We start from the raw sequence: 18,976 nt of genomic DNA, 5'->3' as shown, positions 1-18,976 counted from the left end.
ACCGGGGGAGAAGACCATGACCACGACGACGACCACGAGCCGGACCGGGGCGCCGCCGAGCACACGGGCCACCGCCGCGCCGGCGGGGATCCGGGGCGCCGGGATGTGGACCGGCACGGGTGACCGTGCCACGTTCACGTGGCTGCACACGCCGGAGAACGGCAGGACCAGGGGGCTGGTGGTGGTGGCACCTCCCGTGGGCCGGGAGCACGTGCAGGGCTACCGCGCGGTGCGCCAGCTGGCCATGCTGCTGGCCGGGGCGGGCTACTGCGTGGCCCGGGTGAGCTACCGCGGCGTGGGGGACTCCCACGCCCTGCGCCCCGAGGACGAGCTGCTCGAGCAATGGCGCGGCGACGTGCTGGCCGCGGCTCGGCAGGCCCGGGAAGTGTGCGGGATCGAGCAGCTGCCCGTCTACGGCATCGGCTACCGCGTGGGGGCGGGGCTGCTGGCGGGGATCGCGGAGCACTTCGACCACGTGATCGCGTGGGAGCCCGTGAGCGGCGCCACATTCGTCAAGCAGTGGTCCCGGCTGCGCCGCGCCACTCTGCCCGAGATTCCCGTGGGGGAGGGCGTGGACCTCATGGGGCTGTGGCTCACGAACAAGCAGGCCCGTGAGCTGTCCTCGCTGCCGGACCCCCGCAGACTCGCCGAGCTGCCGGAGCACGTGCGGATCCACCGCGAGGCGGACCAGCCGCGCGCCAAGGTGATGTACGGTGTGGAGTCCCTGGACGTGCGCGTGCACTACGACGTCCTGGAGGACCTGCTGTGGAGCCTGCCCCGCTCGGAGCTCGTGCCGTTCACCGGTGCGGGCCGTGGGCCGCAACGGAACCTGTTCCACTCCCCGGACGGGGTGGCGTGCGCCGAGGAGATCGTCTCCGTGGACCCGCCGGGGTACCCCGGGGTCCTCACCGGGCCGGTCGCCGCCGAGGACGCGCCGGTCGGCCCGTGGCCCGGCAAGCCCGTGACGTTCTTCGCCCCGGGCGCCTCGGAGCCGCGGGACGGCTCGGCCCTGTGGTCGGAGACCGCCCGGCGCCTCGCGGGCCAGGGAGTCGTGAGCCTGCGCGCGGACCGGGACGGTGCGGGGGACCGCGCCCTGCTGTGGGAGGACCGCGATCCCAACCCCTACCGCACCCTCAACGCCCAGGCGCTGCGCGAGCAGGCCGGGTGGCTCGCGGCCACCTTCCCCGCGGACGTGGTGGCCACGGTGCTGTGCTCCGGTGCGTGGGCGGTGCTGCGGGCCGCCCGGGAGCCCGCCGGGCTGCCGGTGCAGGCCATGGTGCTCATCAACCAGAACGAGTGGCGCATGAAGCAGGCCTTCTTCGACAGCCTGCGCCCGAGCTACGACGGGGACGCCAAGCTGCGTGCCAAGGCGCAGGCCGCGTCCGCGGGCGGTCGGGGCACGCCCGGTGCGGGGCCCGCGGACGGCGGCGCAGCGGCATCGTGCGGGCGCTCGGAGCGTCCCGGGTGCGCGGCCGTGGGACGGCTCGGTGGCGGTGCTCGCGAGGCCGTCGCCGGGGCGCGGGAGTGGGCCGTCGAACGGGTCGCTGACGCCAAGCAGGCCGGTTCGCACGCGCTGCGGCGCCACGCCCCAGAGCCCGTGTGGAACCTCATGGCGCGCAACCCGTCCGCGTCCATCCCCGACCACGTGCTGGCGCGCGCGAGCGAGGGCCGTTCCGTGACGCTGCTCGTGGGCCCCCAGGACGACGAGCGCTACCGGGAGACCACCGCGGATCGCGCGGTGGCGAGACTGCAACGGCGCGGCCGCGAGATCCACGAGCGCTTCGTGCCGGACGTGGACCACTCCGTGCTCTCCCGCACCGCCCGCACCGTGATCGCACGTCAGCTCGACGACATCTTCGCCCAGTGGAAGGCCCAGTAACCCCGCCATGCCAGACAGCCCCGCTGCCCCGGCGCCCCGGACCGACACGTCCCGCGTGGGCACCAACATCCTGTGGAACTACGTCTCGGGATTCACGAGCGTCTTCGGACTGCTCCTGCTCTACCCCTTCGCGATCGCGATCGTGGGCGCGGAGTCCTACGGTCTGTGGGTCATCGCCTTCAGCGCCATCCAGCTGCTGACCATGTCCGACTTCGGCCTCGGCACAGGGATCGTGCGCACGCTCACCGACATTCCCGACGACGCCGCCCACCGGCGCAGGCGCGAGAGTTTCGTGGCCGTGTCCTTCGGTGTGTTCCTGGTGCTCGCCGTGGTGCTCACGGGCCTCTACTTCGCGGTGTTCCCGTGGTACCTGGGCACCGTGGCCGTTCCCGAGCGGGACCGCCACGCCGTGGTGCCCCTGCTGGTGGCCGCGGGGATCACCCTGTTCGTCTCCGTGCTGGGACGCGCGTGCAACTCGGTGCTGTGGGCCCTGAACCGTCCGGACATCGAGCGCAAGGCCGCGGTGGTCTCCATCCTGGGCCGCGCCGCCGGATACGCGCTGCTGATCCCGCTGCACGGCGGGCTCATCGCCCTGGTGCTCGTGGAGTGCGCGTCCCTGCTGCTGCCGCCGCTGGTGTGCTTCGTGGCGGTGCACCGCCGCTTCGGGTTCGTGCGCCCGCTGCCCGGCGCGTGGCGCGACGAGGGCCGCCCGCTGCTGCGGATGTCCTCCGTGCTATCGATCGGCTCGCTGTCCCTGCTGGGCGTCTACCAGCTACCGCTGTTCATCGTGGGCCCCACCCTGGGGCTGCAGGCCGCCACGGCCTTCGGTGCCCTCATGCGCGTGAGCCAGAGCGCGCGGCTCGTGGTCAGCTGGATCGCCATGCCGTTCGCGTACCCCATCAAGAAGGCCCGCAGTGCCGAGGCCGGTGAGCACATCCGGGTGGCCATGACCGTGTCCCTGCTGGTGGGGCTCATGATCAGCATCCCCCTGGCCGCCATCCCCACCGAGCTGCTCACCATGTGGCTCGGCACCAGGATGGCCTTCGCGGCACCCGCGCTCGCGGTGGTCGTGCTCGGGGTGCTCGCGGAGTCCCTGGGGCAGGTGCCCAACCTGGTGATGACGCTGCGCGGCAGCCCCCTGGTGGCCTCCCTGATCAGCCTGGGCGTGTTGGTGGTCACCCTGCCCGCGGTGTGGCTCGCGGCGCACACGGACAACCTGGAGATCGTGATGGCCGCCTCCGTCGTGCCGCTCGCGCTCGCGGTGCCCGTGCAGCTGTTCTTCAGCGAGCGCGCGGAGCCCAGCGGGACCCGCGCGGCGCACGTGCGCACCTGGGTGCTCATGGTGCTCGCGGCGGCCCTGGGAGCCGGCGCCTTCACTGTGGCCGGCCGCGTGCTGCCGGACACCGTGACCATTGCGGTGTGCGCGGTGCTGCTGGGGGCCGTGTTCGTGCTGGCGTTCCGCAGGATCCGGCGCCGGGACCAGGAGCTCAACCGCGCCGACGCGCAGCGCGCTCAGGATCAGGACCCGGCGGTGAGCTCCACGTAGAGCTCGCGGTAGCGGCGCGCGGTGCCGCGGATGTCGAACTCGTCCCGGGCGCGCTGCCAGCTGAGCCGCCGCAGCCGCTCGCGCTGGGCGGGCGCCAGCTCGAGGAAGCCGTTCAGCGCCGCACCGAGCGCGGCGGGGTCGGAGACGGGCACCACGGCGTCGGGACTCACCGCCAGGACGCGGGTGTCCCCGGTGTCCGTGGTGATCACGGGAACGCCCTCGCTCATCGCCTCGATCCCCGCCATGGGCAGGGCCTCGCGGGTGCTGGAGAAGACCATGGCGTGCGAGGAGCGCAGCAGCCCGCGGACGTCCGACACGGAGCCCAGCAGCGTGACGGCGTCCGCGATGCCCAGCCGCGCCAGCTCTCCCGTGAGCTCGGTGTTGGAGGCGTCCACCAGGTGCCCCGCGCACACCAGCCGAGCCCGCGGGTGGCGTGCGTGCACCCGGGCGAACGCGGCGAAGAGCGTGGGGTGGTCCTTGGCGGGCACGTGGCGGCCCAGGTGCAGGAGCACGGGGTCCCCGTGCGGTTCGGGTGCCGGGGCCTGCGCGGTGACCGTGCCGTTGGGTAGCACCCGGATCCGGTCCCCCGGGAAGCGGTAGCCGAAGTCCACCGCGAAGTCCCTGGCCGACGGCGAGCACGCCACCACGGCGTCCAGCCGCGAGGAGGTCAGCGCGGCGATCCGCCACACCGCTGCGGCCACCCGGCTCGAGGCCAGGTTCAGGCTGGAGTGCAGGGTGGAGACCCGCACTGCGCCGTGCGGGGTGAGGGCATTGACGAGGTCCGACTGCTGCAGGTGCGAGTGCACCACGTCGATGCCGTGGCGCCGCACCAGGGAGCGCACCGCGCGGGCCGCCCGGACCGGGAGGACGTCCCGTCGGGTCATCCCCGCGTACGTGGTGCTCGTGGCGGCGGCCTCGAGCCGGGGGGAGAGCGCACCGGGCCCGAGCAGCACCAGCAGGTGGGCCTCGTCCCCGTCTTGCCGGGCGAGCAGCAGCTGCTCGATGAGGGTCTGGGCGCCGCCGGTCTCGGCGTCGTTGACGATGTGGAGAACTCGCACGGGGCGGGCCTTTCTGCGTGGCGTGGACGGCGTGCGGGGAGCACCCCCGCTCACGCCGGGGTCGGAGCGGTTCCCGGATCCAGCTCGGGGTCGTGCGCGGAGCGGGAGAGCTCGAGGCCCAGGCACACGCCCGCAATGCCCCACACCCAGAACGCGGAGTCGTAGCTGGTGGTGCCGCCGGCCACCACGAGCCACACCACGAGCGTGCACGCACCGAGCCACAGGGGGTTGCGACCCCCGGAGCGCAGGCACAGCACGCTGAGCACCAGGATGAGCGCGAGGCCGAAGACCATGCCGCTCTCCAGCAGCACGCGCCCGATTACCGAGTAGATGTCCGGCAGGGGGTTGTAGTGCTGCAGGTCCCCCAGGGGCATGCGGCCGGTGAGGAAGAGCTCGTTGGAGCGCCCGCGCCCCACACCCAGCAGGAAGGCCACGGGGTCCGAGAGCATGTACTTCACGGAGGCCACGATCGAGGAGCCGCGGTCCGCCCAGGACCAGTTGAAGGACTCCCTGCGGTCCTGCAGCACGTCCACACCCACGTACACGGCTCCGGCGAGGCCCAGGGGGACCAGCAGCACCGCGGCCCACGCACGGCGCACGGCGTAGGGCGCGATCGCGGCGATGAGCACCACGCCCAGCACCACCACAGCGGCGCCGGAGCCGGAGATCGCCACGGCCCACAGCACGAGCGCGAGGGCCACGACGTCCCGGGGGGTCATGGTGCGCTGGTGGTGGCGAACGACCACCACCAGAGCCATGGCCATGAGGGACAGCGAGCCCACCATGAAGGAGGTCTCCGGGAACAGTCCGAAGGGCCGGCGCACGTACATGATGAACGTCTCGCTGAAGTCGGAGACGTTGGCGTAGCCCGGGAGGTCGTAGAAGCTCTCGAAGGGGATGGTGTCGAACAGGTCGAAGAACACGTACTTCTGCACCAGGGTGAACGCGGCGCTGAGCAGGATGGTCCAGCTCAGCCAGGCGATGGCGCGGGGCCCCAGGAAGAGGACCGCGGCGGCGGCACCGGCCACCGGCAGGGTGGACACGAGCCACGTGATGGACCCGGAGACCAGTACCGGCTGCGGACTCACGAACATCCGCACGAACGAGGCCAGGAACGGCACCGCCCCCACGAGCAGCGCGGTCCACATCACGGGCATGTGCCGCGCGCAGCGCAGGATCAGCAGCACGGAGACCACGCTGGACAGCGGCAGGTTGGTGTTGGCGCCCAGCGGCACCGCGAAGTAGGGCAGCGCGGAGAGCACTATCAGCGCGGCCGACAGTCCGCGGTCCAGGCGGGTCCCGTGCCCGGTCCCGACGCCCCCGGGGGCCGTGCGGTCCCGGCCCCCGGGGAGCGCGGTCACGGCGGTGCTCACGGCTGCTCCGCCCCGAGGACGGCGGCCACGGACGGCTCCCAGTCCCGGTGGTCCGTGGCGGTGGTGCCGTGCGTGCCACGGCGCGCCGCGGCGGCGTCGAACACGCGGCGCAGCACGGCACCGAACGCGTCGGGGTCGTGGACGTCCGCGGCGGTGAACCCGGCGTAGTCCCCGGCTTGGGCACGCAACGAGGGCAGGTCCGAGGCCACCACGGGGGTTCCCGCGGCCACGGCCTTCGCGAGCACGCCGGAGTGGGCGTCGAAGTGCGTGTAGGGCAGCACGATCACGGTGGCCCCGCGCACGTGGGCAGCGAACTCCTCGCGGCTGAGGAAACGGTCCTGGACGTCCACGCCGGGGTGGCGGGCGGCCAGCGCCGTGAGCTCCCGGCCCAGCTCGGGGGTCTCGGCGGCACCGCGCACGAGCAGCGGCACCCCCGCCCGACCGGCGGCCTCGACCGCGAGCTCCACGCCCTTGTTGGCGCGGATCTCCCCGATGCACAGGGCGTGCGGTGCCGGATCCCCCGCGGCCGCGGTCCCGGGCACCTCCGGGCCCAGGCGCGAGGACACCGGGAGGTTCACGGCGCTCACCGGGCGCGAGGTGTAGCGGCGCACGATCTCCGCCTGCTCGGTGCCGTGCGTGACCACGCGGTCCGCGCGGCGGGCGCAGGCCCGGTCGAGCCACAGCAGCACGCGCTCGCGCACGGAGGCGGAATCGAGGTCGAAGTGCGGCTGAGCGTTGTGCACGAACACCGCGGTGTGCTGGTCCCGGTGGGCGCGCAGCACGGCGGGCAGCGGGTACTTGGTGGAGTCCAGGGCCAGCACGGCTCCGTGTCCGGCACGGGCCGCGACGGCGCGCACCGCGCGGTGCTCACGCACCAGGTCCCAGACCTGCAGGCCCGCGCGCAGAGCACGGCCCGGGGCGGAACCCGGAACGCGCGTGCGGCGCGGCGGAACACTCTCAACGACCCGCACGGGGTGCTGCGCACCCCACCCGAGGTACTCGCGGGCCCCGGGACGGGAGACGAGCCACACGGTGGCCACGGCGGGCGTCTGCGCGAGGGCCAGTGCGAGGTCCGCGGCGTGCTCCAGCTGCCCGCCGTACTCGGTGGGACACACCACCACGACGTCGCGGGGACCGGCACCCATGCCGGGATCAGTGCTCATGGGCCGCGTGCTCGCCCGCGTGAGCCCGGCGGGTGGTCCGCCCGTCCAGCGCGCGCTGACCGCGCAGCAGCACCAGCAGCAGTCCCACCACGAGCCCCACGAGGGCTCCGAGCGCCGTGTTGATCACGGTGGAGGGCCCGGCCTGCTTCTGCGGGACGGCGGCCTTCTGCACCACGTTGAGCTTCACGGTGGCGGGCTGCATCCCGTCCTGGGACTGCGGGGTGGTCTCCAGGCCCCGGCTCACGCTCACGAGGCTCTCGGCGGTGGCCTGTGCCAGGTCCGCGGCGCCCTGGGCGGAGGAGGACGTGGCGGTGATCGTGATCATCGCGGTGTTGGGCTGGTTGGTGGCCACGAGGTCCTTCTTCACGAGCTCCTCGGGGGAGTCCTCGAGCCGCAGCCGGTCCACCACCGGTTGGACCACGGAGTTGGTGGTGGCCACCTTGGCGTAGGAGCCGGCGCGGGCCACGGCGAACTGCTCACCCATCTGCAGGTCCGTCACGGAGCGCGGGTTGGCCACGTTGACGAACACCTGGGACTGGGACTCGTACGACTTCGGCACCACGATCGTGGCCGCGAGCCCGGCGAGCGCCCCCAGTACGGTGGTGAGCAGCACGACCAGCCACAGCTGCTTCAGGCATCGGACGTACTGGCGCAAGTTCATGTGTCTCCCCCTGGAACCGGTGTGCGGCGGGCGCCGCTGGACACACGGGGATCCCCTTCCCACGTGGCCGCACCAGAACTCTAGCCAGGATCCGGCCGGTCCCGCGGCGGACACGGTGTGTTCGGGACAAACGTGCCCCATTGTGTGGACGGAAACGCGGCGGGGGCTGTCCACCGCGTTCCTAGACTTGTGCGGGGAGCGGCCCACGCGGGCCGCGGACGAACTTCTTGGGGGAGACATGGGCAAACGGACACCGGCTGGGACCACGGGGGAGCAGCCGCTTGTGAGCGTGGTGATCGCGGTCTACAACGGCCAGGACATGGTGGGCCAGGCCATCAGCAGCGTGCTGCGCCAGACCCACCCCAGCATCGAGGTGTTCGTGGTGGACGACGGCTCCACCGACCACACGCCCGAGGTCCTCGCGGGCTACGAGGCCCTCGACCGTCCGGGACGCGCCGTGCGCGTGCTGCGGCAGGAGAACGCCGGGTGCGGGGCGGCGCGCAACCGGGCGCTCGAGCTCATCAGCGGCGACTACGTCACGTTCCTGGACGCGGACGACGAGCTGCTGCCCCACCACCTGGAGACCATGCTGGAGCGCTACCGGCAGCTGCAGCGGGAACCGGGCCGGGAGCGCACGGTGGTCTACACCAACGCCTGGCAGTGCACGCCGTCCGGGATCAACGCCGAGCGGATGGTCAACCGCGAGGCCATGCCAGCTCCGGAGGACCAGCGCAGCGTGATCCTGGAGTACAACATCGGTCACCTCTTCGGCCTGTTCCCCCGCGCGTTCTTCGAGGAGGTGGGCACCTTCGACCCCGAGCAGGTGTTCGTGGAGGACTGGGAGCTGTGGCTGCGGGCGGTCTACTCCGGGTGGCGCTTCGACCGCGTGGACGAGGTCACGGTGATCCTCTCGTGGTCCGGGAGCTCCATGCAGTCCCAGCGGGACCGCATGGCGGCGGGGGAGGAGATGGCCCTGCGCAAGACCCTGGTGCGCTTCGAGCAGGAGCTCAGCCCCGAGGAGCGTGACAAGCTGCTCACCCGGCTGCGCAACGGCTCCCCGCTCGCGGCGGCGTCGGACGCGGAGCAGGCCATGCGTGAGGGCCGCACGCGGGACGCCCGGGAGCACCTGGAGACCGCCGCGCGCATGATGCCGAGTCAACGGCGTGTGGCCCTCAAGGCGAGGATCGCGCGGGTGCCGGGCGGGATGCACTGGCTCGTGCGGCGGCAGCGGGCGGTGGACCGCAGTGTGGGGTACACGGACGCCATGCGGCGCTGACCGGCGCGTGGCCCCAGCCCTCCGCGGGGTGCCCGGCCGCGTGGCAGGGGGCCGTGGCCCCACAATAGACAGCGTGAACACATCGTCGACCACCCCGCCCGTTCTTCTCGCGTGCGCCCACGGAACCCGCGATCCCGGCGGGCAGCGCGCCGTCGAGGCGCTCGTGGCCGCGGTGCGCGCACGGCTCCCGGGGGTCCACGTGGTGGACACGTGGGTGGACGTCCAGGAACCGGACCTCGTGGCCCGCACCACCGAGCACACCGGGGACCGTGCCGTGGTGGTGCCGCTGCTGCTCTCCGCGGGCTACCACGTCTTCGTGGACATGGCTCGGGCCGTGCAGAGCTCACCCCACCACCGCGTGGCGGCCGCCCTCGGACCGGACCGTCGGCTGGCGCGCGTGCTCGCCCGACGATTGACCGAGGCCCTCGACGCCGCCGGGGAAGCCGCCCCCGGGCCCGCGGACGAGATCGTGACGGTCTCCGCGGGCTCCTCCGACCCCCGCGCCGGGCAGGACTGCGAACGGGTGGCGGCCATGCTGGCCGAAGAGCTCGGCCACCCCGTGGCCTCGGCCTACCTCTCCGCGGCCCGCCCCGCCCTCGACGAGGCGCTCGACGCCGCCCGGCACCGGATCGTCTGCGGCGCACCGGAGCGGGACGCGACGGGGCCGGAGCGGCGGGGCCCGGAGCACCCCGCCTCGGCACTCCCTGCCCGCACACCGCAGGCCGCGGCGGACCTCCACCAGGCTGGGACCCGCCGCGGCTGGGATGCCGCCGCTCCCGCGCACGACGCCGCCGGGCCGGCGGCCACGGGCACGGTACCGTCCGGGACGGCACCCGTACCGGGGGTACCCGCCCTGCCCGGGCGCGTGCTGCTCGTCCCGTACCTGCTGGCCCCCGGGTTCTTCCACGGCCGCGCGCTCGCCGCGGGGGCGGACGTCACCGCCCAGCCGCTGCTCGTGCACCCCGGTGACGTTCCCCCGGAGCTCGTGGATCTCGTGGTCGAGCACTACCGGGAGACCGCCTCCGAGGCGTGATCACACACCGCCCTGACCATGGCCCCGAGCCGGAAGCGCTCGGGGACCACGGCGGGGATCCCGGCCTCCTCGAGCGGCTGCACGCACACGGGCCCGATGGCCACCGGTGTGCAGCGTCCGTCCCGCAGGGCGCGCTGGAAGTCCTCGAGCGCGCCCAGGGTGCGGGCGGCGTCGAACACCGCGTCCACGGCCGGTGCCGCGGTGAAGGTCACGTAGTCCACGTGCCCCGCGACCGCGTCCCGCACGAGGGTGGCAAGGCTCGAGCCCTCGTCCGCGGACTCCCACCGGTACGGTGCCACGGTGCGCACGGGCAGACCCGCGGTCCGCAGCCGGTCCAGCTGCTCCTCGTCCGGTGTGCCGTGCACCTGGACCGTCACGGTGCCTCGGGGTGCGGGATCCCCGGCGAGCAGCCGGTCCACGAGCTCCGCGGTGCGTCCCGAGGAGCCCGTGTACGCGCACGGGATCCCGCTCGCCCGCAGCTGTCCCGTGGCCTTCGCCCCGCGCGAGAGCACGCTGGACGCGCGCAGCGCCGCGAGCAGCTCCTCGTCCAGACCGTGCTCCCGCGCCACGGCGAGCCAGCGTTTGAGTCCGTAGCCCGTGGTGACCAGCACGGTGCCCGGGGCAGAGGCGAGCAGTTCCCGGGTGGCGGCCAGCACGCCGTCGTCCTCGTCCGCGGGGGTGAGTTTGAGCGCCGGCGCGTAGCGCACCCGCGCGCCGTGGCGTTCGAACGCGCCACCCTGCTCGGTGGCGCGGCGGTGGGCGGTGACCGCGACGGTCAGTCCGGACAGGGCGGGGTGCTCGTGGCTCGTCATGCTCCCAGCGTAGGAGGGGGCGCCGACGCCGCCCGCTCACCTCGGACCCCAGCGGCAACGGACCGGCGCCGCACGGTCACGCGCACACCGGAGGGCCCCGCGTCAGGGGCCCCGCGGTCGTAGGCCCGGAGCCGGAGGCGTCCGTGGTGAGCCACGGTTGCGCCCGGATGCCTGCGCCCGTGGGCCCCGGAGCCGGGGGCTCCGCCGGTCGGGGAGACTCGGCGGCGCGGGAGAGCCCTGCGGTGCGGCAGACCCGGCGGTGCGGAATACCCGGCGGTGCGCGAGACCCCGGCGGTGCCGCCCCGGCCCCGCGCTCGCCGTGTCCGAGGCCCCGAGTAGGCTGGGGCGCGATCCGCCCGGCCCGTGCGCACCGGTGACGGTCGGGGCCGCGCCCCCGCCCGGCGTCGTCGTGCCCCGTGCCGGGTCAGACCGCGCGCCGCCGCGCCACCCACCTCACTCACCAGGAGCCCGCCACCCATGTCCCTGACCGGTCTGCTCACCGCGCTCACCGAGGACCGCAGCTTCGCGAACATCCGCGCCCAAGCCGCGCGCCCGCTCGCCGAGCGCTCTGCGGAGACGATCATCAGCGCCACGGACGGGCTGCGCGCTCCTGTGCTCGCGCAGATCGCCGCGGGTCTCGCGGACGACGCCGCGGCGTCGGCTCCTGCGGGCTCCGGCACCTCCGCCGCGGAGGCCCACGCCCCGGTGCTGCTCGCCGTGACGGCCACGGGCCGCGAGGCCGAGGAGCTGCAGGCCGCGCTGGGCTCCTACCTGCCGAGTGAGCAGATCGCGAACTTCCCGTCCTGGGAGACCCTGCCGCACGAGCGGCTGTCCCCGCGCTCGGACACCGTGGGGCAGCGGCTGAGTGTGCTGCGCCGGCTGGAGCGCACGGACCCCTCCGAGCAGCCGCTGCGCGTGGTGGTGGCGCCGGTGCGCTCGGTGCTGCAGCCCGTGGTCGCGGGGCTCGGGCAGATGGAGCCCGTGACGCTGCGCACGGGGCAGGACTACGACTTCCAGCAGCTCGTCGTGGAGCTGGCCGGTGCCGCCTACTCGCGCGTGGACATGGTCACCCGGCGCGGTGAGTTCGCGGTGCGCGGCGGGATCATCGACGTGTTCCCACCCACCGAGGACCACCCCGTGCGCGCGGAGTTCTTCGGGGACGAGCTGGACGAGATGCGCTGGTTCGCGGTGGCGGACCAGCGCACCCTGACCACTGCCGAGCACCCCTCGGTGATCGTGGCCCCGCCGTGCCGCGAGCTGCTCATCACCCCGTCCGTGCAGTCCCGGGCGGCCAAGCTCAAGGAGCAGCTGCCGGGTGGGCGCGAGATGCTCGAGCGCATTGCCGGCGGGCAGTACGTGGAGGGCATGGAGTCCCTCGCGCCGCTGCTCGCGGACGAGATGCTGCAGGTGATGTCCCTGCTGCCCGCGGGCTCCATGACCGTGGTGCTCGAACCCGAGAAAGTCCGGGCGCGCGCGCACGACCTCGTGGCCACCAACGAGGAGTTCCTCATGGCCGCGTGGGACTCCGCCTCGGGCGGCAGCGAGGCGCCCCTGGACCTCAACGCGGCCCTGGACACGGACGACGACGCCGCCCGCACCCTCTCGTCCGGGTCCTTCCACACGATCGCCGAGGTGCGCGATCTCGCCCTGGAGCGTTCGGTGGGCTGGTGGTCCGTGACCGGGCTGAACGTCAACGCCGTGACCACCTCCCAGATGGATGCGGACACCTCCGACGAGGAGGTCCACCTCGCGGACACGGACGCGGACACCCTCACCGTGACGGCGCGCGAACCCACCCGGTTCTCGGGGGACGTGCCCGCAGTGCTGTCCTTCCTAGGGGAGCGGGCGCGCGAGGACTGGCGCATCGTGCTGGTCACGGACGGGCCCGGGCCCCTGCAGCGGCTGAGCGAGCTGCTGCACGGCGCGGACGTTCCCGCAGCCCGGTACGACAGCGTCGACGACGCCCCGCAGCCCGGTCTCGTGGAGCTGACCACCGCGCGCGCAGGTCGGGGCTTCGTGATCGAGGGGCAGCGGATCGCGCTGCTCACCGAGGCGGACGTGCTGGGCCGCTCCAGCACCTACGACAACCGCGCCGAGCGCAAGCTCCCGCAGCGCCGCAAGCGCAACCAGGTGGACCCCCTGGCCCTGCAGAAGGGCGACTACGTGGTGCACGAGCAGCACGGCATCGGGCAGTTCATCGAGCTCGTGCAGCGGCCCATCGCGGGCGCCATGACGGCTCCGGGTCAGCCGAAGCCGGTGCGCGAGTACCTCGTGCTGGAATACGCAGCGTCCAAGCGCAACGGGCCGAGGGACCGGCTGTTCGTGCCCACGGACCAGCTCGACCAGGTGAGCACCTACGTGGGCGGCGAGGCGCCGTCGCTGTCCAAGATGGGCGGGGCGGACTGGAACAAGACCAAGCGCAGCGCCAAGAAGGCCGTCAAGGAGATCGCCAACGAGCTGATCCGGCTGTACTCGGCGCGCATGGCCTCCAAGGGCCACTCCTTCGGCCCGGACACCCCGTGGCAGCGTGAGCTGGAGCAGGCGTTCCCGTACATCGAGACCCCGGACCAGCTCACCACCATCGACGAGGTCAAGGCGGACATGGAGCGGCCCATCCCCATGGACCGGCTGATCTCCGGGGACGTGGGCTACGGCAAGACCGAGGTGGCGGTGCGCGCCGCGTTCAAGGCCGTGCAGGACGGCAAGCAGGTGGCGGTGCTCGTGCCCACCACGCTGCTCGCCCAGCAGCACTCCGAGACGTTCGCCGAGCGGTTCTCGGGCTTCCCCGTGCGCCTGGCCACGCTCTCGCGCTTCCAGACCGCCAAGGAGTCCAAGGCCACGATGGAGGGGCTGCGCAGCGGCGCGGTGGACGTGGTGATCGGCACCCACCGGCTGCTGAGCAAGGAGATGCAGTTCAAGAACCTGGGCCTCGTGATCATCGACGAGGAGCAGCGCTTCGGCGTGGAGCACAAGGAGAAGCTCAAGGCCATGCGCACGGACGTGGACGTGCTGGCCATGTCCGCCACGCCCATCCCGCGCACCCTGGAGATGTCCATGACGGGCATTCGCGAGACCTCCACGCTGGCCACCCCGCCCGAGGAACGCCACCCCGTGCTCACGTACGTGGGTCCTTACACGAACAAGCAGGTCTCCGCGGCCATCCGGCGCGAGCTCATGCGCGAGGGCCAGGTGTTCTTCATCCACAACCGTGTCTCCACCATCGAGGCGCAGGCCAAGGAGCTCGCGGAGCTCGTGCCCGAGGCGCGGATCGCGGTGGCCCACGGGCAGATGACCGAGTCCCGCCTGGAGCAGATCATCGTGGACTTCTGGGAGAAGAAGTTCGACGTGCTGGTGTGCACCACCATCGTGGAGACCGGTCTGGACATCGCCAACGCCAACACGCTGATCGTGGACCACGCGGACCGCTACGGGCTCTCCCAGCTGCACCAGCTGCGCGGCCGTGTGGGCCGGGGGCGCGAGCGCGCCTACGCGTACTTCCTGTACCCGGCGGAGAAGCCGCTGAGCGAGACCGCCCTGGAACGGCTCAAGGCCGTGGCCGCGCACAACGAGCTGGGCTCGGGCATGCAGCTGGCCATGAAGGACCTCGAGATCCGTGGTGCGGGCAACCTGCTGGGCGGTGAGCAGTCCGGGCACATCGCGGGCGTGGGCTTCGACATGTACCTGCGCCTGGTGGGCGAGGCCGTGGCGGAGTACCGCGGGGACCAGGACACCGGGCCTGCGGAGATGAAGATCGAGCTGCCCGTCAACGCGCACCTGCCGCACGACTACGTGCCCGGGGAGCGGCTGCGCCTGGAGGCCTACCGCACCATTGCGAACGCCGCCACAGAGGAGGCCGTGGCCGAGGCAGGGGAGGAGCTCACGGACCGCTACGGGCCCCTGCCCACCCCGGTGGAGAACCTGCTGGAGGTCGCCCGGCTGCGGATCCGGGCGCGCGCCGCGGGCCTCACGGACGTGGCCACGCAGGGCACCATGGTCCGCTTCTCGCCCGCCGAGCTCACCGAGTCCCGGCAGATGCGCCTGACCCGCATGTACCAGGGAGCGCAGGTCCGCCCCGTGCCGGGCACGGACGAGCGCATGGTGCTGATCCCCAAGCCCAAGACCGCGCGGATCGGTGGCAAGGACCTCGTGGACGGGGACATCCTCGCGTGGGCCCGCGAGGTGCTCGACGCGATCTTCCCGGTGCTCGAACCCGCCGGCGGCACGGACGACGCCGCGGGGTAGTGTCCCCGGGGGAGTCGGCCCCGCGGCCCATCGGCTGAGCGCGTCCCCCGCTCGGGGCTCCTGTGATGAACAGTCATGGGACATCTGCTCGTGGCCGGCGGCGCCGGGTTCATCGGCGCCAACTTCGTGCACCACGTCCTGGAGAACACGGAGCACTCCGTGACCGTGCTGGACAAGCTCACCTACGCGGGCAACCCCGAGAACCTGGCGGCTGCGGACTCCGCCCGCTGCGAGCTGGTGGTGGGGGGCATTGCGGACGCGGGCGTCGTCGACGACCTGATGGGTGCGGCGGACGCCGTGGTCCACTTCGCCGCGGAGTCCCACAGCGACAACTCCCTGCGGGACCCGTGGCCGTTCGTGCAGACCAACGTGGTGGGTACGTACACGCTGCTGGAGGCCGCCCGGCGGCACGGGACGGGGTTCCACCACGTGTCCACGGACGAGGTGTTCGGGGACCTGGCCCTGGAGGACCCGCAGCACTTCACGGAGGACACCGCGTACCGGCCGTCGAGCCCGTACTCGGCCACCAAGGCGGCGTCGGACCACCTGGTGCGCGCGTGGGCGCGCTCGTTCGGAGTGGAGGTCACGCTGTCCAACCGCTCCAACAACTACGGCCCGTACAGCACGTGGAGAAGTTCGTCCCGCGCCAGATCACCAACGTGCTCACGGGGCAGCGGCCCAAGCTGTACGGCGCGGGGGAGAACGTGCGGGACTGGACCCACGTGGCGGACCACTCTGCCGCCGTGCTGCGCATCCTCGAGTCCGGAACCCCCGGCCGCACGTACCTGATCGGCGCGGACGGCGAGCGGGACAACCTCACGGTGCTGCGGGAGATCCTGCGGCTCATGGGTCAACCGGAGGACGCGTTCGAGCACGTGACGGACCGCGCCGGGCGCGACCGCCGCTACGCGATCGACGGCTCCCGCACCCGCGCGGAGCTGGGCTGGGAGCCGCGCTGGACGGACTTCTCGGAGGGCCTCGCGGACACCATTGCGTGGTACACCGAGCACCGGGACTGGTGGGAACCCGCGAAGTCCGCCACCGAAGCCGCCTACCGGAAGGCCGGACAGCGACCGCTCAGGACCTCACCGTGCACACCACCGCCATCGACGGGCTGCTGCTGGTGGACGTGCCCGTCCACGGGGACAACCGCGGCTGGTTCACGGATAACTGGCAGCGCGCCAAGGCCGTGGCCGCCGGGCTGCCGGACGCCTCCTTCGTGCAGAACAACATCTCGTTCAACGGCTCCCGCCGCACCACGCGCGGCATCCACGCCGAGCCGTGGGACAAGTACGTCTCCGTGGCCACCGGCCGGATCTTCGGCGCGTGCGTGGACCTGCGGGAGGGGCCGGGCTTCGGCACCGTGGTCACGCACGAGATCACCCCGGGCACCGCGGTGTTCGTGCCGCGCGGGGTGGGCAACGCGTTCCAGACACTGGAGGAGGCCACCGCCTACACCTACCTGGTCACGGACCACTGGCGCGCGGACGCCACGGCCGAGTACTCGTTCGTGAACCTGGGGGACCCGCAGCTGGGCATCGAGTGGCCCGTGCCGCTGGCGCAGGCGGAGCTCGCGGACAAGGACCGCGCGCACCCCGCGCTGGACGACGTCGAGCCGCTGGCTCCCGCGCCGTTGCTCGTGCTGGGTGCCCGCGGCCAGGTGGGCCTGGCCCTCACGGCGCGGCTGTCGACGACGGGGGTTCCGTTCACCGCATGGACCCGGGAGGAGCTGGACCTCGCGAACCCGGCCTCCTGGCCCGCGGAGATCAGCTCGGCGTACACCAGGACCACCCCGTGGCGCCGCTGTCCGTGTACGGCAGCCGAAGCCCGCGGGGGAGACCGCACTGCGGGCCTGCCCGCGTCACTACGTGATCCGCACCAGCTGGGTGATCGGGGAGGGGATGAACTTCGTGGCCACCATGGCGCGGCTGGCCGAGCAGGGGGTGGGCCCCTCCGTGGTCGCGCACCAGCACGGGCGCCTCACCGCCGCGGCGGACCTGGCGGCGGGAGTCCCGCACCTCGTGGACTCCGGCGCCCCGTACGGCACGTACCACCTCACCGGCTCCGGTGAACCGTGCACGTGGGCGCAGGTGGCGCGCTGGGTCTTCGAGGACCTCGGCCACGACCCGGCCCGGGTCACCCCCGTGAGCACGGCCGAGTACAACGGTGGCACCAACGACGGCGCCCCGCGTCCGGTCAACAGCGTGCTGGACCTCTGCTCGATCCTGGACGCCGGTTTCACCCCGGCGGACAGCCGCGCGGTGGCACGCGAGGAGGCCGCCGCGTTCGACGGGCGGCGCTCCGCACACGACGGGTGCAGCCCGCGCGACTGACGCGCACCGGCCTCCGGACGTGACGACGGACGCTCGCAGGAGACGGCTGGTGCTGGTGGCACTGGCACTGGCACCCGGCACGTCGTTGGCCACGACCCCGGAACTGGACGCTTGAGACCCACGTGCGGTGCGGCGTCGTCCGGGGCCGGGATGCGCAGCAGCCCCGCTCGTCGCGGTGACGGAGCGGGGCTGCTGGGGAGTGCTCGAGTGCGTGCGCCGGGTCAGACGGCGCGGTCCTGCTTCTGCTCGCCGGCGCCAACGGCGCGCTGCGCCATCTCGGACGCGTTGCGCGGCAGGTCCAGGGTGACCTCGGTGCCGCCGGTGGAGTGCTTGGCGGTGGCGCCGTTGAGGAACAGGGTGGGGACCATCAGGGCCAGGCCGTAGGCCAGGATGCCCAGGAAGAACAGCCACCAGTTCTCCGGGTAGGTGCTGAACAGCCACAGGCTCACCACGATGGTGACCATGCCGCCGCCGAAGAGGATGGCGTTCTTCACGATCTCGCCCTCGCCCGAGTACTGCGGCCTGCGGCGGCCCTGGTGCTCGTGGGCGGTGCGGGTCTCCGCGTCCACGGCGTGGCTGCCGTCCTCGGTGGTGCGCCCGGTGGACGCACGGCGCGCGTTGGACTCGGCTTCTGCTCTTCTGACCATGAGTTCACCCTTTCAGACCGCCGTGGCGGGCCCAGTACTGTCGTGGGGCCAGTCTAGTGCCTGGCACCCGCACTTGCTGACATTCCGTCGCCGTCCGACGGCGGGTCAGAGCTTGCCCACGATCTCCGCGAGCAGCCGGGAGATGCGCGGACCGGCGGCCCGGCCGGCCTCGAGGACCTCCTCGTGGGACAGCGCCTCGGGGCTGATGCCCGCGGCCGCGTTGGTCACCAGGGACATGCCGAGGATCTCCAGCCCGGCCTGGCGGGCCGCGATGGCCTCCAGCGCGGTGGACATGCCCACGAGGTCCGCGCCGAGCACCTTGGCCATCTGCACCTCGGCGGGGGTCTCGTAGTGCGGGCCGGGGAACTGCGCGTAGACACCCTCATCCAGGGACGGGTCCACGGTGCGGGCCAGCTCGCGCAGCCGCTGGGAGTAGAGGTCCGTGAGGTCCACGAACGTGGCGCCCTCCAGCGGGGAGCGGGCCGTGAGGTTGAGGTGGTCGCTGATCAGCACCGGCGTGCCTGGAACCCAGTCCGGGTTGAGCCCGCCGCAGCCGTTGGTGAGGATCATGTACTGCGCTCCGGCCGCCGCCGCGGTGCGCACCCCGTGGGACACCGCGCGCACGCCCTTGCCCTCGTAGAAGTGGGTGCGCGCCCCGATCACCAGGGCGTGCTCGCCGTCCGGCAGCCGGATGGAGCGCAGCGTGCCGCCGTGGCCCTCCAGGGCGGGCTTGGAGAAGCCGGGGACCTCGTGCGCGGGGATCTCGGCCACGGTCTCCCCGAGCAGGTCCGCGGCACCTCCCCACCCGGAACCGAGGGTCAGGGCGATCTTGTGCCGCGCCACACCGGTGCGCTCACGCAGGACGTCGGCGGCCTGCTGGGCGAGTTCGAAGGGATCCTGGGCCGTGGTCTCAGTCATGGCACCATCCTAGGTGCGCACGGCGGCCGCGTCAG

At 73.0% G+C, this 18,976-nt stretch carries 12 protein-coding genes and 2 pseudogenes; 7 read left to right on the top strand and 7 right to left on the bottom strand.

Features of this window, described 5'->3' with window-relative positions; genetic code table 11:
• Positions 1 to 16 precede the first annotated feature (16 nt).
• Together KRH_RS08440 and KRH_RS08435 are read left to right on the top strand one after the other, a co-directional pair.
• Positions 17 to 1,879: a hypothetical protein gene (locus tag KRH_RS08440; protein ID WP_050738060.1), complete on the top strand. Its 1,863-nt coding sequence runs from the start codon at positions 17 to 19 to the stop codon at positions 1,877 to 1,879.
• A gap of 55 nt (positions 1,880 to 1,934) precedes the next feature.
• The gene (locus tag KRH_RS08435; protein ID WP_012398782.1) at positions 1,935 to 3,425 is read left to right on the top strand and encodes a lipopolysaccharide biosynthesis protein; all 1,491 of its coding nucleotides are present in this window, start codon (positions 1,935 to 1,937) and stop codon (positions 3,423 to 3,425) included.
• Here KRH_RS08435 and KRH_RS08430 read toward each other — a convergent pair.
• Genes KRH_RS08430 through KRH_RS08415 form a run of 4 tightly spaced genes read right to left on the bottom strand, consistent with a single transcriptional unit; the run spans position 3,398 to position 7,680 of the window.
• Positions 3,398 to 4,483: a glycosyltransferase gene (locus tag KRH_RS08430; RefSeq protein ID WP_012398781.1), complete on the bottom strand. Its 1,086-nt coding sequence runs from the start codon at positions 4,481 to 4,483 to the stop codon at positions 3,398 to 3,400. The two genes, KRH_RS08435 and KRH_RS08430, sit on opposite strands and share 28 nt — an antisense overlap.
• Positions 4,484 to 4,533: 50 nt before the next feature.
• Positions 4,534 to 5,856: a hypothetical protein gene (locus tag KRH_RS08425; RefSeq protein ID WP_012398780.1), complete on the bottom strand. Its 1,323-nt coding sequence runs from the start codon at positions 5,854 to 5,856 to the stop codon at positions 4,534 to 4,536.
• On the bottom strand, positions 5,853 to 7,019 hold the full coding sequence (locus KRH_RS08420; protein WP_012398779.1) for a glycosyltransferase: 1,167 nt from the start codon (positions 7,017 to 7,019) through the stop codon (positions 5,853 to 5,855). Before KRH_RS08420 ends, KRH_RS08425 begins: the two co-directional genes overlap by 4 nt.
• Positions 7,009 to 7,680, bottom strand: coding sequence for a YveK family protein (locus KRH_RS08415; protein ID WP_012398778.1), 672 nt, complete (start codon positions 7,678 to 7,680; stop codon positions 7,009 to 7,011). Before KRH_RS08415 ends, KRH_RS08420 begins: the two co-directional genes overlap by 11 nt.
• A gap of 238 nt (positions 7,681 to 7,918) precedes the next feature.
• Here KRH_RS08415 and KRH_RS08410 point away from each other — a divergent pair, with 238 nt between their 5' ends.
• Together KRH_RS08410 and KRH_RS12680 are read left to right on the top strand one after the other, a co-directional pair.
• On the top strand, positions 7,919 to 8,956 hold the full coding sequence (locus tag KRH_RS08410; protein WP_012398777.1) for a glycosyltransferase family 2 protein: 1,038 nt from the start codon (positions 7,919 to 7,921) through the stop codon (positions 8,954 to 8,956).
• A 73-nt stretch (positions 8,957 to 9,029) separates the two neighbouring features.
• Entirely contained in the window at positions 9,030 to 9,989 is a 960-nt protein-coding gene (locus KRH_RS12680; RefSeq protein WP_012398776.1) for a sirohydrochlorin chelatase, read from the top strand.
• Here KRH_RS12680 and KRH_RS08400 read toward each other — a convergent pair.
• On the bottom strand, positions 9,962 to 10,801 hold the full coding sequence (locus KRH_RS08400) for a uroporphyrinogen-III synthase (protein WP_012398775.1): 840 nt from the start codon (positions 10,799 to 10,801) through the stop codon (positions 9,962 to 9,964). The genes KRH_RS12680 and KRH_RS08400 overlap by 28 nt on opposite strands.
• 477 nt (positions 10,802 to 11,278) lie before the next feature.
• Between KRH_RS08400 and mfd the strand changes: the two genes are divergently transcribed.
• From mfd to KRH_RS12890, 3 genes and pseudogenes are all read left to right on the top strand, one after another.
• Complete coding sequence (gene mfd / locus KRH_RS08395; protein WP_012398774.1) at positions 11,279 to 15,043, top strand: transcription-repair coupling factor; 3,765 nt, start codon at positions 11,279 to 11,281, stop codon at positions 15,041 to 15,043.
• Positions 15,044 to 15,118: 75 nt separating this feature from the next.
• Positions 15,119 to 16,113 (top strand): annotated as a pseudogene (rfbB, locus tag KRH_RS08390) (dTDP-glucose 4,6-dehydratase); the annotation flags it as partial.
• A 20-nt stretch (positions 16,114 to 16,133) separates the two neighbouring features.
• Positions 16,134 to 17,376 (top strand): annotated as a pseudogene (locus KRH_RS12890) (sugar nucleotide-binding protein).
• Positions 17,377 to 17,597: 221 nt separating this feature from the next.
• Here the strand turns inward: KRH_RS12890 and KRH_RS08380 are convergent.
• Together KRH_RS08380 and KRH_RS08375 are read right to left on the bottom strand one after the other, a co-directional pair.
• The gene (locus KRH_RS08380) at positions 17,598 to 18,023 is read right to left on the bottom strand and encodes a hypothetical protein (protein ID WP_012398770.1); all 426 of its coding nucleotides are present in this window, start codon (positions 18,021 to 18,023) and stop codon (positions 17,598 to 17,600) included.
• Positions 18,024 to 18,128: 105 nt separating this feature from the next.
• On the bottom strand, positions 18,129 to 18,941 hold the full coding sequence (locus KRH_RS08375; protein WP_012398769.1) for a purine-nucleoside phosphorylase: 813 nt from the start codon (positions 18,939 to 18,941) through the stop codon (positions 18,129 to 18,131).
• Positions 18,942 to 18,976: the final 35 nt, after the last annotated feature.

The sequence above is a fragment of the Kocuria rhizophila DC2201 genome, assembly GCF_000010285.1.
GTDB classification, from domain to species: Bacteria; Actinomycetota; Actinomycetes; order Actinomycetales; family Micrococcaceae; genus Kocuria; species Kocuria rhizophila_A.
The sequence above is the reverse complement of the archived record's forward strand: the minus strand, read 5'-3'. Positions and strand labels throughout refer to the sequence as shown.